The sequence below is a fragment of the Actinokineospora sp. HUAS TT18 genome, from assembly GCF_051364635.1.
Classification (GTDB): Bacteria; Actinomycetota; Actinomycetes; order Mycobacteriales; family Pseudonocardiaceae; genus Actinokineospora.
Genome location: NZ_CP195645.1, coordinates 3,061,133 through 3,075,791, shown reverse-complemented (window position 1 = coordinate 3,075,791; position 14,659 = coordinate 3,061,133). Strand labels below are relative to the sequence as shown.

The window sequence follows — 14,659 nt, the reverse complement described above, 5'->3', positions numbered from 1 at the left end:
GTATCCACAATGGCGTGACACTGCACCGCGCCGCCGGACCCGACCTGACCGCCGCCGAGCTGTACGCGCTGCTCAAGCTGCGCGTCGACGTGTTCGTCGTCGAGCAGGAGTGCGCCTACCCAGAACTCGACGGCCGCGACCTCGCCGCCGACACGGTGCACTTCTGGTGGCAGCCCGCCGACACGCCGCTGGCGTGCCTGCGGGTCTTGGCGGGAGAGCCGCCCCGGATCGGCCGGGTGTGCACGGCGGCCGACGCCCGCGGCCAGGGTCTGGGTGCCAAGCTCATGGCCGCCGCTGTCGAGCATCTCGGTGACGTGGAGAGCGAGCTGTCAGCCCAGGTCCAGGCGCAGGGTCTCTACGCGCGCTTCGGCTACGTGCCGGTTGGTGAGCCCTACGACGACGACGGGATCATGCACATCACCATGCGCCGTCCCGCGGTCAGCGCGGCGCGTGGGCGGTGATGACGCTGACGGCGCGGTCGATGTCGGCGCCGGTCAGGTCGGCGCGGGCGGTCAGCCGCAGCCGCGACACCTGATCCGGCACTGAAGGCGGCCGGAAGCACCCGACCCACACGCCCGCGGCGCGGCAGTCGTCCGCCCACTTGACCGCGGCCTCCGGCGACGGCGCGCGCACCGACACGACGGCCGCTGTCGGCGCACTGACTGACAGCCCTGCCTCCCGGAGCCGGTCCGCGAGGGTCGTCGCGACCGTCAACGCCTGGCCCGCGCGCTCAGGCTCCTCCTTGAGGATGTTCAGCGCGGCCAGTGCGGCGGCGACGCTGCCCGGCGCGAGACCGGTGTCGAAGATGAACGACCGCGCGTTCTCCACCAGGTGCCGGATCACCCGCCGCGGCCCCACGACGGCCCCGCCTTGCGCGCCCAGCGACTTGGACAGTGTCAGCGTCGTGACCACGTCCGGCTCCCCGGACAGCCCCGCCGCGTGCACCGCGCCCCGGCCGCCTTCGCCAAGCACACCGAAGCCGTGCGCGTCGTCGGCGATCAGCGCGGCCCGGTTGGCCCGGCACACCTCGGACAGCTCGGCGAGCGGCGCCAGGTCGCCGTCGACGGAGAACACCGAGTCGGTGACCATGACGGCCCGCTCGGTCCGCCGGGTCGCCAGCGCCCGGCCCGCGGCCGCCGCGTCGGCGTGGGCGACGACGGCGACGTCCGCGCGCGACAGCCTGCAGCCGTCGATGAGCGAGGCGTGGATGTAGGCGTCGGTGACGATCGCGCAGTTCTTGCCGGACAGCGCCGTCACCGCGCCCAGGTTGGCCGCGAACCCCGACGAGAACACCAGCGCCGACTGCGCGCCGCAGAACCGCGCGAGTTCGAACTCCAGCTCACTGTGCAGCTCCGTGCTGCCCGTGACCAGCCGCGACCCGGTCGACCCCGCCCCCCAGCGCAGCGTCGCCGCGGCGGCGGCGCCACTGACCCGCTTGTCCTTGGCCAGCCCCAAATAGTCGTTGCTGGCCAGGTCGAGCAGGTCGGACTCGGCCCGCCGCGGCCGCAGCTGGCGGGTCAGCCCGGCGCGCCTGCGCTCGTCGGCGTGGGTGTCGAGCCACGCGAACGTCGCGTCGGCGGGGTGGGATTCGTCCGGGTTCACGCGTGCGAGTGTTACATCGGGTGCACGTGGGGGCCGGTCCGGGTGGCGAACACGACACCGCTACGGTCGTGCCCATGCGTGGCGCCGTGCACTTCGTCGGAGCGGGACCGGGAGCGGCTGATCTCATCACCCTGCGTGGGGCGAGCCGGATCGCCGAGGCGGATCTCGTGCTCTACACACCGGCCGTGATCGACCCGGTCTGGTTGCGAGGGCACACCAAGGACGGCGCGGAGTTGGTCGACCTTGGTCGGCTCGGTGCCGAGGAAGTCGTTGAGCTGTACCGGAAAGTGGCGAGCAGGCGCAACCACGCCGTGCGCCTCTACGCCGGTGACACCGCGATGGCGCCGGAGGTGCGCGAGCACCGGGAGCTGTGCGAGAAGGTCGGGCTCGACGTCGAGGTCGTCCCCGGGATCACGCCCGCGTCGGCCGCCGCCGCGGCGACCGGCAACGCGCTGACCGAGCAAGGTGTCGCCGAGACCGCCGTCATCACCGAGGCCGACTTCGCCAAGGTCCGCGCGCTGGTCACCAGGTGCGCGACGGTCGCGGTGCAGGCGCCCGCGGCCCGGGCCGCCGAACTCGCCGACGCGCTCATGGCGGGCGGCGTCGACCCGGAGATGCCGGTCGCGGTCGCCTACAAGATCAGCTCGCCCGACCAGGTCCTGGCGCGGACGACCGTCGGTGAGCTGGGTGCCGAGGTCAAGCGGCACAACCTGTGGCGGCTGACGCTGTTCCTGATCGGTGACGCGGTGCGCGAGTCCAAGCCGCGCGCGGGCTATGTGAAGGCCGAGGGCGAGGTGCCCACGCCGCGCTGGTCGTCGTCGCGCAGTTGGCGCCGCGATCCCGCCGAGCCCCGGACGACATCGTCGTGGGCGTCGCGTTCGAACGGCGCCAAGGTTCGCACGTGCGTCGAGCCCGAAGCGCCCGAGGTCCCGGCGCTCAACGGCGCCAAGCCCGAGATCCCCGCCGTCAACGGCACGACCCTTGAGGTCCCCGCCGTGAATGGCATGACCTCTGAGGTCCCCGCGGTCAACGGCACGAAGCCTGAGGTCAACGGCGCGAAGCCCGAAACCAACGGCACGGTCCTCAAGCCCGAGATCGAACCCGTTCGGCTGAACGGCACCAAGCAGGCCGAACCCGTCGTCGAGCAGGCAGCCGAGGCCAAGCCGCGGACCGCGCCCGCCAAGGCCACCGCGAGGACCTCCGCGAAGAAGGGCGGATCGACGCCCCGGACGTCGGCCAGGCGGACCACGAAGAAGTAGTGACTCGCCGGTAATAGGTTGCCATCGGCTATTGCTCCCGCTTGGCCGCGCCGCCTACGGCCACCCTGTGTGATCCAGGTCATATCGGGTGCGGCGCATGGTGGCAGTGGGCGCCGCTTCGCGAGTCTCGCGCTCGGGTCGACCTATGCCCACGTCGCCCTCGGCTTCGTCGTCATCTACCGGCGCGATCAACTTCGCGCAGGGCGGGCTGCTCGCCCTCGGCTTCACCTTCTCCACCAGCCTCGCCATCGCCTTCGGGGTCGCGATCCTGTTCGCGTGCCTCGCCGCCTCGCCATGCGTGCCACCGCGTTCGACCCGGGGGCCGCGCTCGTCCAGGGCATCAGCGCGAAGAAGGTCTACGCGGTGTCGTAGGCCATCGCCGCCGCCCTCGCGGGCATCACGCTCACGGCGGGTCCGGGCGGGCTGTCGCCGTCCATCGGGTTCATCGCGCTCGCCGCGTCCCCGCGATGATCCTCGGCGGCATGGACTCCCCGGCGGGCGCGGTGCTCGGCGGCGTCGTCATCGGGCTCGCCGAGGCGCTGACCCGCGGCTACCAGGACCAGCTGTTCTCCTGGGCGGGCGACAACGTCTCGGTCATCGTGCCGTACCTACTCATGATCGTCATCCTGCCGATCCGCTGGGCGGCCTGCTCGGCACCCCGCCCCACCGCAACCTCACTCGCGCCTACGCCCAGGCCCTGCTGCTCGACGGCTCGCCGCTCGCCAAGGTCGGGCTGGTCGCGATGGTCATGCTGCCGATGGTCGTCCAGAAGGACCTTCTGGCTGTCCGTGCCGATCTACGTCGGCATCTCCGCCGTCGGCGCGATCGGCCTCAACCTGCTCGCCGGCTACTGTGGACAGATCTCCCTCGCCACGCCTTCTTCATTGGAGCGGGTGCCGACCGCAAGCAGCCGCGTACGACGACGATCTTCGCCGTCGATCCGGCCAAGCCGTTCGGCCTCAAGACGGTCAAGTACAACTTCACGTCGGACTCGGCGAAGGCGTTCGAGTCCCAGAAGGTCGACATCTGAGTCTGCCGAATGGGCGTTGTTCGTGATCGAATGATGCCCATGACGACGGTGACGGTGGTCGGTGTCGACGGCGGGGTGCTGCCCGCGGGCGCCGAGGTCGCGCTCGGCAAGTCTCGGCTGGTCGTGGGGACCAGGGCACACCTGGCCGCCCACGCCGCCGAGGCCGAACGCACCCTGATCGTCGCGGGCGCCGACCTGCCGGAGTCCATTCTGGACGCCATCGACGCCGCGGTGCGGGCCGACGAGGCCGCCACGGTGCTGGTGTCCGGCGACGCGGGCTACTTCGGCGCACTGCGCTCGCTGCGGGCGCGCGGGCTGCCGACTGTCACCTGGCCGTCGATCACCGACGTGCAGCGGATGGCCGCGATGATCAAGCGGCCGTGGGACGACCTGACCGTGGTCAGCGCCCGCGGCCGGGACTTCCGGCACGCGGTCAACGTGTGCCGGGCCCGCAAGGCCGTCGCGGTCATCACCGCGCCTGGTGCCGGGCCTGCCGAACTGGCCCGTGAGCTGTTCGGCTGGCGGCGCAACATCGCCGTGCTCGAAGACCTCGGCGGTCCGCACGAGAAGCTGTCCATAGTGGATGCCACCGAGGCCGAGCGGCGGACGTGGCGCGAGCCCAACCTGGTGTTCAGCCTGGTCTCCCTCGACTCCGTCGGCCACGACCACTGGCTGGCGGGCGGCGAACCGGTGCCGCCCGCGGACGGGTGGGCGCTCGACGAGTCCGCGTTCGTCACCCGATCCGGCATCGGCATCGCCCCCGAGGTCCGCGCGCTGGCGCTGGCCCGGCTCGCGCCTCGGCCGGGGATGCTCCTCTGGGACGTCTGCGCGGGCTCCGGCGCGTTGGGCATCGAGGCGGGGCGGCTGGGCGCGGCGGTGATCGCCGTGGAGCGCGACTCGGCGCTGTGCGTGCGGATCGTGGCCAACGCGGGTGCCCACGACGTCGACCTGCGCCTGGTCGACGGCGATCCGCCCGAGGCGCTGTCCGGCCTGCCGAGCCCGGACTCGGTGTTCATCGGCGCGTCACGGCCCGAAGTGGTGCGCGCCTGCGCGGGGATGGGCGCACAGCGGATCGTGGTGCTGGTGCCCGAACTCGACCGGCTCGGGCAGGTGCACAAGACCCTGGCCGACGCCGGCTACACCGTCGGCGGCTGTCAGCTGTCGTCGGCCGACCTCACCGAGGTGGCGGGCGGCATCGGCGTCGCGCCCGCCAGTTCGACGTTCATGATCTGGGGCAGGAGATAAGCCGTGGAACCCATGCCGACCGACTGGCGGCGCGCGCTCGCCGTCGTCGCCCATCCCGACGACCTGGAGTACGGCGCGTCCGCGGCGATCGCGGGCTGGACCGACGAGGGCCGCTCCGTGGCGTATCTGCTGGCCACACGCGGTGAGGCGGGCATCGACACGATGCCGCCGGACGAGGCCGGTCCGCTGCGCTCGGCCGAGCAGGTCGAGGCCGCCGCGATCGTCGGCGTTGACGTGGTCGAGTTCCTGGACCACCCCGACGGCCTGCTCGAACACACCGTCGCCCTCCGCCGCGACCTCGCCGCCGCGATCCGCCGCCACCAGCCGGAACTCGTCATCACGATCAACCACCACCCGACGTTCCCAGGAGGCGGCTTCAACATGGCCGACCACCGCAACCTGGGGAACGCCCTGCTCGACGCCGTCCGCGACGCCGCCAACCGCTGGCTGTTCCCGGACGCGGGCGCCCCGTGGAGCGGTGTCCGCTGGGTCGCGGTCGCCGCGTCGCCGCAGGCCACACATTCGGTCGACGTCACCGAAACACTCGACCGCGGCATCGCCTCCCTGCGCGCCCACACCGCCTACCTCGCCGCCCTCAGCGGCCCGATGGCCGACGCGGACACCTTCCTGCGCATGGTCACCGGAGCCGACAGCGGCAGCCCGTCCGTCACGTTCGAACTGATCCCGATGTGACAGACCAATAACTGTGTTCCAGATCACACATTGACCTTGTTTGGCGTGTTTCCGCGCCACCGCGTCCCCCTAGACTCCCCGGGTGGTGTCGGCGGCAGGGCAGGTTCCATCGAGGGGTCCCGCGGCGTGCCCATAGCCCCCTAAGATCTCGCCAGGGGTCCGTGACGAGCGGAGAACTTGTGAATACTGCGCGAACTGTTCGACTAACCCGTCGGGCGGTGTTGTTAGGTGGACTCGGGTTGGGTGCCGGCTTGGCTGCGGGCTGCCAGCGGGAAACGCCGCCCGGTTCGAGCCCGCAGGACCTCATGCTGACCAAGGCGCCTGCGTCGGCGATCCAGCCGGTCACGACCGGGCGCAACCTGTCCTCCGGCCGGTACCGCGAGGTCGACATCGTGATCATGCGCCCCGCCGGGGTCACCGAGCCGATCCCGGTGTGCGTCGCGCTGCACCCGCGCCTTGGCGGCGCCAAGTGGTTCCTCGAGGTCGGGGTGCCCGACATGCTCACCAAGGTGGTCCAGGCGGGCGCCGACCCGTTCGCGGTGGTCGCGGTCGACGGCGGCAACTGGGTCGGCAACAAGGACGACGCCCCGCAGCGCATGCTGATGGAGGATCTGCCCTCCTGGCTCGACTACCACGACCTCGCCAGCACCCCCTTCTCCTGCCTCGGCATCGCCGAGGGCGGTGCGGGCGCGCTGAACCTGGCGCGGGTCCCCGGCATGTCGGCGGTCGCCGCCATCAGCCCCAACCTGTACGAGCAGTGGTCGGCCGCGAACGACTCCCTCGTCTTCGCAGACCAGGCGGACTGGCAGAAGCGCGAGCCGCTGCGCCACACCACCGAGTACGCCAACCTCTCCGTCGGCGTGTGGTGCGGCACCGAGGACAAGGAGTTCATCGGGCCGGCGCGCGCGTTCGCCGAGAACACCAAGGCCGTGGCCACCTTCGCCCCCGGCGGCCACGACAACGCATACTGGACGCGAGTCCTGCCCGAGGCCCTCAAGTTCGTGGGCGGCGTGCTGTAACCCGACGGGTGGCCGCGTGGGACCATCGTCTGCGCGCCGACCTGGGGGGAACCCACATGAGCACCGACAACGAAGCCCTGCGCCTTGGCATCATCCCGTTACGCCCGCTGACGCTGTCCGACCTGCTCACCGGCACCGTCGAGGCCCTGCGGCGCAACGCGTCGGCGCTCTTCGGCGCCGCGGCCGCCGTGGCGATCGTCGCGGAGGTGGTGACCGCGCTGGTGACGGTGCTCGCGCTCGGCGGCATCCCCACGGCGCCGCAGGTCGTCACGTCGTTCTCCGACATGCGCCAGTTCTTCGTGGCCGCGGCCATCGCCGGGCTGGTCTCGGGCATGTTCGGGGTGATCGTCGTCGGCGTGGTCAACGTCGTGGTTCCCCGCGCGGTGTTCGGTCACACCACCGGGCTTCGGGCCGCATTGCGCGCCGTCGCGTCTCGGTTGCCTCGTTTGCTCGGCGTGTTCGTGCTGGTCACCGGCATGATCGTGGCTATCGGCGCGATCGGTGTCGGAGCGACCATCGCCGACCCGATCGGTGTGCTGGTCTTCATCGGCGCCATGGTCGCGATCACCTACGCGGCCATCGCTCTGTCGTTCGCGTCTTCGGTTGTTGTCGTCGAAGGGCTCGACGTGCTGTCCGCGCTGCGCCGCTCACGTGCGTTGGTGCACGCCGTCGGCTGGTGGCGCGTGTTCGGGATCATGCTGCTCGCCGGTGCCGCGGTCGGGCTCGCGGGGCTGCTCCTGTCGTCGCTGTTCGACGCGCTCAGCGGCGGGTCCGCGGTCGCGACCGCGCTGGCGACGGTGGTGGCGGGCGCGGTGTTCGCGCCGGTGACGACGGTGCTGCAGTCGCTGCTCTACGTCGATCACCGGTGTCGGTCCGAGGGCATCGAGGGCCTGTGGCGGGAATCCGCCTGACGGGAATTTTCCGCCCCCCGCCCCGTTGACCTGATCAAGAGTGTAAGGGGGAGATATGGGGAACATCTGCGTTATCGGGGGGACACGGTTCTTCGGAAAGGTCCTCGTCAGGGAGCTGATGGCGCACGGACACCGCGTCACAGTGCTGACTCGCGGCCGCACCGGCGACCCGTTCGGTGACAAGGTCGACCGGCTGACCGCGGACGCCAACGACGTCGACCAGCTCAGCGCCGCCGTCGCGGGCCACGAGTTCGACGCGGTGATCCATCAGATGTGCTACTCGCCGGTCGCCGCGCTGGCGGCGGTGAAGGCGTTCGACGGGCGGATCGGCAGGCTGGTCATGACCTCGACGATCGAGGTCTACCGCGACCAGCCCGGGGTGAGTGGGTTCGCGGCCGAGCACGAACTCGACCCGTCCATGCTGGGCTACGACATGTCGCTGCCCTGGCACGACTCGGAATTCCTGGGCAACTCGTACGCGGAGGGCAAGCGTCAGGCCGAAGGCGCGCTCGCCCAGGCCGCGACGTTCCCGGTGGCGTTCGTGCGGCTCGGTCATGTGCTCGCGGAGGGCGAGTTCACCGGCAGGCTGGCGTTCCACGTCGACCGGGTGCTCGACGGCGGGCGGATCGCGGCCCACCGGTCGCCGGGGCGGTCGTCGTTCGGGCACGCGCGGGAGATCGCGGCGTTCCTCGCGTGGATGGGCGGCGTGTCGCTGACCGGGCCGGTCAACGCGTCCTCGCCGGACGGGATGAGCGCGCGGGAGTTTGTATCGGTCATCGAGGAGGTGACCGGCCGGAGCGCGGTGTTCGACGAAGTGGACGACGCGGACGATCCGGATTTGTCGCCGTTCTCGTACGCGGCCGACTTCGGGATGTCGGTTGGCTATGAGTTCTCGCCGGTCAGCGGTTGGCTGCCGGAGGTGGTGCGGCGCGAGGTGGCGCAGCGGGCCAAGTGGTCCAGAACCCGTTGACTCTAAGGAAAATCTCAGGCATCGAACACTCGTTCGAGTGATGACGCGGGGCTTGATCGTCCGCAACATGGAGTCATGTCCGTGTTGGAAGGCAATTGGGTCTGGGGAGTCGTTGTGCTCCTCGCCGTCGGGGTGCTGCGGCGAACCGCCGAGCGGTGCGGCCCCCGCGGTCGGGGAGCCACACCGCTCGGACGGATCATCGGGCTACGAGGTGCGGTCCGGTCGGTGCGTGACGCGTACGGCGTTCAGCACCGGCGGCTTCTTTCCTTGCAGCGCGGCCAGTTCGATCGCGATCGACCCTCCCTCCGGGACGGTCACCCAGAACTCGTGGACGTCGGCGGCGAGCGTCCCGACCCTGGCGGCGATGTCGTAGTTGGCGAGCACCTTCGTCCCGTTGATCGACACGTCGAACACCCGCTTGCCGACGGGCTGGAACGCGGTCAGCTCGGCGAAGTTGAGCTGGACCTGATAGGTGCCTGCGGGCAGCAGGTCATACCGGTACCCGCCCGCGCTTTCCCGCTGCGACTGGAAGAGCGCGTCGTCGTCGGTGCCCGCGATGGCCTTCTTGGTGGTCACCACCGGCCCGCCGCTGAGGTACCCGAAGCTGCCGGGCGGCCAGCGCTGGTCGTCGACCCAGACGTCGGTGTTGCGGTCGGTCAGCCCGGCGCCGCCGACGTTGATTCCCTTGCGGTACTCGGGAACCACGAGCCGGACGGGCAGGGTGATGGTCGGCGTTCGACCCGCGTTGGTCGTCAGGGTGACGGTCGAGTCGTGCACGCCGGGGACCAGGCCGACCGGGTCGACCCGAACGGTGAGGTTCTGGCTGGCCCCGGGCTTGACGCTCGCCGTGCCCGGCACCGCCCAAAGCCACGGTGCGCCGTTGGTCAGCGTGTAGTCCAGCGAGAGCCCGCTGGTGCTGCGCAACGGCAGCGCCGAGGTCCGCAGCTGGCCCGCCTCGGCGAGGAAGGTCAGCCCCGTGGTGTCCAGCTCGGCGCGCGGGGTGTTGAGCGCGATGTTCGACGCGACATCGCCGTCGACCGTGAGCGGCCTCGAGTCGGTGACGTAGTTCTGCTTGGTCACCTCGAGGGTGTAGTCGGCGGCCAGCAGCCGGGCGCGGTAGGTGCCGTCCGCGGCCGAAGTGGTCCGTGCGACCTCGGTTGCGCCCTTCAGCACCCGGACTACGGCGCCCTCGACGGGCAGGGTGTCGTTGGCGTCGGTCACTGTGCCCGTCAGCACACCGCTGGCGGGCGGGATGAACCGAATCGCCTGCGCGTCAGACAGCACCGAGCTGTTGAGCGAGTACTGCAGCGCGACGGTGCCCGTGGCGTTCTCGATGCCGACGGTGGCCGAGTTGCCGGTCTCCCGCGGGTTCGCCGAGTCGAGGTTGCGGTAGCGGAACGAGATCTCCCCGTTCTCCGACAACACTGTCTCGATGTCCACGCGGGTTGTCGTGGCCTGGTAGAACGTCGCGTTGCGCCACTCGATGACGAACTCCCGGTTCGGCGCGGTGCCGGTGGTCTTCGTCATCACCCGGCTCGACGCGTCGATCAGCAGGTCGTCCCAGAACGGGTACAGCGCGGCGTTGGGCGCCGCGGCGGCCGGGATCGCGACGTTGGCGTAGGCGGTGCTGCGGGCCAGGAAGTTCACGTGGCCGTTGGTGGCCAGGTGAGCGTCACGGTAAGTGTTGCCGTAGAAGAAGAAGTCGAACGGCAGCGCCACCGTTGTCGCGGCGTCGTCACCGGTGAGCGTCACCGGCGTGTCACCCTCTACATAGGCCGCCGTCTCGATCCGGCACCGGTGGCCGAACGAGTCCAGCCTGCTGGGCAGGACGAGGTCGGCGGTTTCCGGGCCGTCGACGGTCAGCGCCTGCGTCCGCGGATCCGAGCAGCCACCTGCCGATGCGGTCAGCTGGTAGTCACCGTGCGGCACGTTCGGGATCGAGTACGTACCGTCCGCGCCCGAGGTCACCGCCGGGATGGGCCCCGGCGCGATCCGCACGGTCGCGTTGGCCACCGGGCCGCCGGTGTCCGACCGGACGACACCGCTGACGGTGGCCCGGCTCTGCGGGGCCAGTGCGACATCGCGGGTTGTCGTCTGGCCTTCGGTGACGGTCGCGGTGCCGCTGAAGGTGCCATAGCCGAACGCCGACACGGTGACCGCGTAGTCCCCGACGGGCAGGGTCGAGGTGTAGGCGCCCGCCGCCGTGGTCAGCAGCGAACGGTTGCTGGGTCCGACAAGCTCGACCCTGGCGCCCGAGACCGGGGTCCCGGTGGCCGAGTCGGTGACGGTGCCCGCGAGGGCCCCGACGGGTCCGCGCGGCGAGCGGTCCACCGCGGCGTACGCGTCGAGCTTGCCTTCACCGAACACGTTGTTGTCGTCGGTGGTGCCGCCGCAGGTGAGGTTGTCGACGTCGACAGCTGTGTCGTCGAGCAGCTCCTCGGTGCGCGCGATGTCGCCGACGAGTGTGGGTGCCGACGACCACATGAGCGCGACGGTGCCCGAGGTGTGCGGCGAGGCCATCGACGTGCCGCTGTTCGCGGCGTAGCCGTTGCCGGGCACCGACGAGCGCACGTTCGCGCCCGGCGCCGCCAGGTTCGGCTTCACGTCACCGTTCTGGCCGGGGCCGCGGCTCGAGAACGACGCGATGTTGCCGTTGATGTCGAACGCGCCCGAGGAGAAGGAGGCGGAGTAGTCGCCGGGCGAGCCGGACGTGTTGCAGCTGGGGCCCGCGTTGCCGTTCGAGAACGACGGGAAGATGCCCGCCGCGCGCCACGCGTTGACGGTGGCGCTGTACCAGAGGTCCACCGCGCCGCCGTTGGAGTTGCCCCACGAGTTGTTCACCACGTGTGGACGCAGATCCGGGCGCGGGTTCGCTCCGGACGAGTCGGTGGGCGCCAGCATCCACTGGCCGGACGCCAGCAGCGCCGTCTGCGAGCACGAGTTCGTCTCACACCCCTTGGCCGCGATCCACCGGGCGCCGGGGGCCACGCCGATCTGGTTGGCGCCGTCACCGCCGATCATCGTGCCCATGGTGTGGGTGCCGTGGCTGTTGTTGTCGCACGGGGTGCCACCGGCGCAGACGTTGGACGGGTCGAACCAGTTGTAGTTGTGGTCGAACGTCCCAGCGCCGGTGTTGCCCCGGTACTTGGCCACGAGGGCGGGGTGGTCGAACTGCACACCGGAGTCGATGTTGCCGACCACGATGCCCTCACCGCGCACACCGAAGCCCGACCAGACGTCGTCGGCGTTGATGGCGGCCAAGCCCCACTCGACGGCGTTGACGGCGTCCTCGGGAGCGGCGGGTTGGGGGGTGGGCAGGGCGTAGGTGTGTGAGGCCAGGATCGAGGCGACCTCGGTGTGGCTCGCCAGCGACTCGGCCAACGCGGTGGTGCCGCCGCGCACGTGCAGGGCGTTGGCGATGAAGAAGGTCTGGTAGTCGACCCGGGCGGCGTCCAGGTCGGCGCGGACAGCGGCTTGGACGCGGTCGGCGGTGCCGCGCAGCGCGTCGAGCACGGCCTGGCCGCGCTGGTTCCAGTCGGTGATGCGCGACGGGCCGGAGAGGTCGGCCTGCTCGGTGAAGTACACCCAGAAGTCAGCGCTGTCCTTGGCTTCCAGTGCCTCGGTCACCGACTCCTCGATCTTGCTGCTGGAGTTGGGTGCCGCCGCGGCCGGGACGGTGATCATGGTGAACAGAGACAGGAAGGCGGTGATCAGGACCAGCCAACTCCGGCTGGGTCGGTGACGGGATAACAACAAGGTCGCTCCCTCCCACGGCGGCACAGGGTAGGCCGCGCATGTGTGACCGCCGGTAGTCGACTGATAACCACCGGTCTATTCGACGTTTCCGCACCGGGCGTCGGCCGTGAAGCGTTCTCAATGGGCGTTCTGTGGTCGATTCGCGGTCGGGCGACCCCTATCCGCCCGGGATTCCTGTAACGAAGTCACCCCCCGGGCGAAAGGTCTTGTTAGTGAATGACGAGCCTGGGGGTGGCGTGCTCAACGGACTCGATACACCGATGGTGTTATGCGTGGGGACCTCGGCCGAGCAGTTGGCGGCGGTCGCCGCGGCGACGGCGGGCGGTGTCCCGGTGATCTACCTGCCGGACGACGCGGCCTTGCGCGCGGTCGTCGAGGTCGCCGGGCCCGTGGCGATGATCGCCCACCGGGTGGTCGAGGTGGGCAAGCTGCGGCTCGACGCGGATCTTCGGGAGGCTACGTGGCACGGCGATGTGCTGGCGCTGTCGTCGCGGGACTTCGATCTGCTCTACGCGCTGGCCGGTGATCCCGGGCGGGTGTGGGCGTTCAACGAGTTGACCACCCACGTGTGGGGACGGCCGTACGTGGGCGACACGCAGGCGGTGGTGTCGGCGGTCAAACGATTGCGCCGGTCGTTGCGCGATGTGGCGCCCGGGGTGCAGGTCGAGTCGGTGCGCGGGGTCGGGTACCGGGTGACGGTGGCCGAGGTGCCAGTTCCGTCACACTGACGTGCGTCGGTGAGTGGCGCTCGGGGCTGGACCAGGCATGCTGTCGCAATGGCAGTGGAGCAGCACTATTTGGCCGGTCTCGACCTCGCGGGCCGCCGCGTCGTCGTGGTCGGCGGCGGCACTGTGGCGCAGCGCAGGTTGCCGCGGTTGGTGGCGTCGGGCGCCCGGGTGGAGGTGGTCTCGCCGGAGATCACCCCGTCGGTGCAGGGCATGGTCGACGCGGGTGAGGTGACCTGGCATGGCCGCCGCTATGCCGACGGCGACCTCGCCGACGCGTGGTACGTGCTGTGCTGCACGTCCGACGGCGACGTCAACGCCGCGGTGGCCGCTGAGGCCGAGCGGGTGCGCGTGTTCTGCGTGCGCGCCGACGCGGGCAGCGAGGGCAGCGCGGTCACGCCCGCCTCCGGCGAGTACGAGGGCCTGCTGATCGGCGTCCTGGCGGGCGGCGCGCACTCGCGCTCGGCCGCGGTTCGGGACGCGCTGTTGGAGGCGTTGCGGGAGGGGCGGGTGTCCGACCAGGTGCGCGCGCCGGAGCTGCCGGGGGTCGCGCTGGTCGGCGGTGGGCCCGGCGATCCGGAGCTGATCACGGTGCGCGGCCGCAGGCTGCTGTCCCGGGCCGATGTGGTGGTCGCCGACCGGCTGGGGCCGCGGGATCTGCTGGACGAGTTGCCGCCGTCGGTGACGGTGATCGACGCGGCCAAGATCCCCTATGGTCGCGCCGCCACCCAGGAAGCCATCAACGACGCGTTGATCACCCATGCCAAGGCCGGGAAGTTCGTGGTCCGCCTCAAGGGGGGTGACCCCTATCTGTTCGGTAGGGGGTTCGAGGAGTTGATCGCGTGTGCCGAGGCCGGGGTGCCGGTGACGGTGGTCCCGGGGATCACCTCCGCCTTCGCTGTCCCGGCGGTCGCCGACGTCCCGGTGACGCACCGGGGTGTCGCGCACGAGGTTGTTGTCGTGTCGGGGCATGTGGGGCCTGAGGACCCGACGTCGCTGACCGACTGGGCGGCGTTGGGCAGGCTCAAGGGCACGATCGTGTTGATGATGGGCGTGGACAAGCTCGACCAGTTCGCGGCCGTCCTGATCAAGAACGGCCGGGACGCTGAGACTCCGGTCGCGGTGATCCAGGAGGGGACCACCCGAAACCAGCGGGTCCTGCGGTCCACCCTGGCCGATGTCGCGGCCGAGGTGGTGGCTCAGGGGTTCCGGCCGCCCGCGGTGACCGTGATCGGGCCGGTGGCGGGATTGGCGGCCGAACTCGGCTGACCTGGTGCCTGGGCAGAGGGCCGGACTGGGCTGACCCGGGCGGTCGGGCGGAGGACTCGGCGGAACTCGCTGATCGAGGCGCCTGGGGGAAGGGGTGGGCCGAGCTTGGACAAGTCGGCGACACGCCTGGCCGGATCACTGCTGCGCACGCTCGGCGTCGGCCCTGGCGAAGTCGAACTG

Annotated in this window: 12 protein-coding genes; 10 read left to right on the top strand and 2 right to left on the bottom strand. The window is 70.8% G+C overall.

Annotation, left to right across the window (positions count from 1 at the left end; genetic code table 11):
• Positions 1-14: 14 nt before the first annotated feature.
• A complete protein-coding gene (locus tag ACSHT8_RS13720) occupies positions 15-461 on the top strand; it encodes a GNAT family N-acetyltransferase (RefSeq protein WP_436501213.1) in 447 nt (148 codons plus the stop codon).
• Here ACSHT8_RS13720 and ACSHT8_RS13715 read toward each other — a convergent pair.
• Positions 439-1,602 carry an 8-amino-7-oxononanoate synthase gene (locus ACSHT8_RS13715; RefSeq protein ID WP_436501211.1) on the bottom strand — a complete coding sequence of 388 codons (1,164 nt, stop codon included), beginning with the start codon at positions 1,600-1,602 and terminating at the stop codon, positions 439-441. The genes ACSHT8_RS13720 and ACSHT8_RS13715 overlap by 23 nt on opposite strands.
• A 74-nt stretch (positions 1,603-1,676) precedes the next feature.
• Between ACSHT8_RS13715 and ACSHT8_RS13710 the strand changes: the two genes are divergently transcribed.
• The 7 genes from ACSHT8_RS13710 (at position 1,677) to ACSHT8_RS13680 (ending at position 8,729) form a co-directional block, all read left to right on the top strand.
• Positions 1,677-2,861, top strand: coding sequence for an SAM-dependent methyltransferase (locus ACSHT8_RS13710; RefSeq protein WP_436501209.1), 1,185 nt, complete (start codon positions 1,677-1,679; stop codon positions 2,859-2,861).
• A gap of 742 nt (positions 2,862-3,603) precedes the next feature.
• Positions 3,604-3,891, top strand: a complete 288-nt coding sequence (locus ACSHT8_RS13705; protein WP_436501207.1) for a hypothetical protein — start codon at positions 3,604-3,606, stop codon at positions 3,889-3,891.
• A 39-nt stretch (positions 3,892-3,930) separates the two neighbouring features.
• On the top strand, positions 3,931-5,136 hold the full coding sequence (cbiE, locus tag ACSHT8_RS13700; protein ID WP_436501205.1) for a precorrin-6y C5,15-methyltransferase (decarboxylating) subunit CbiE: 1,206 nt from the start codon (positions 3,931-3,933) through the stop codon (positions 5,134-5,136).
• 12 nt (positions 5,137-5,148) lie between these two features.
• A complete protein-coding gene (locus tag ACSHT8_RS13695) occupies positions 5,149-5,829 on the top strand; it encodes a PIG-L deacetylase family protein (RefSeq protein WP_436502064.1) in 681 nt (226 codons plus the stop codon).
• Between the two features lie 251 nt (positions 5,830-6,080).
• Positions 6,081-6,848 carry an alpha/beta hydrolase-fold protein gene (locus ACSHT8_RS13690; RefSeq protein WP_436501203.1) on the top strand — a complete coding sequence of 256 codons (768 nt, stop codon included), beginning with the start codon at positions 6,081-6,083 and terminating at the stop codon, positions 6,846-6,848.
• 56 nt (positions 6,849-6,904) lie between these two features.
• Entirely contained in the window at positions 6,905-7,759 is an 855-nt protein-coding gene (locus ACSHT8_RS13685; RefSeq protein ID WP_436501201.1) for a hypothetical protein, read from the top strand.
• A 55-nt stretch (positions 7,760-7,814) separates the two neighbouring features.
• Positions 7,815-8,729 (top strand): NAD-dependent epimerase/dehydratase family protein, encoded by a 915-nt coding sequence (locus tag ACSHT8_RS13680; RefSeq protein WP_436501200.1) that lies wholly within the window; start codon positions 7,815-7,817, stop codon positions 8,727-8,729.
• Between the two features lie 204 nt (positions 8,730-8,933).
• Here the strand turns inward: ACSHT8_RS13680 and ACSHT8_RS13675 are convergent, their stop codons facing one another.
• On the bottom strand, positions 8,934-12,485 hold the full coding sequence (locus tag ACSHT8_RS13675) for a carboxypeptidase regulatory-like domain-containing protein (protein WP_436501198.1): 3,552 nt from the start codon (positions 12,483-12,485) through the stop codon (positions 8,934-8,936).
• 272 nt (positions 12,486-12,757) lie between these two features.
• Between ACSHT8_RS13675 and ACSHT8_RS13670 the strand changes: the two genes are divergently transcribed.
• Together ACSHT8_RS13670 and cobA are read left to right on the top strand one after the other, a co-directional pair.
• Positions 12,758-13,213 (top strand): winged helix-turn-helix domain-containing protein, encoded by a 456-nt coding sequence (locus tag ACSHT8_RS13670; RefSeq protein ID WP_436501196.1) that lies wholly within the window; start codon positions 12,758-12,760, stop codon positions 13,211-13,213.
• A 48-nt stretch (positions 13,214-13,261) separates the two neighbouring features.
• Positions 13,262-14,479, top strand: coding sequence for a uroporphyrinogen-III C-methyltransferase (gene cobA, locus ACSHT8_RS13665; RefSeq protein ID WP_436501194.1), 1,218 nt, complete (start codon positions 13,262-13,264; stop codon positions 14,477-14,479).
• Positions 14,480-14,659 lie beyond the last annotated feature (180 nt).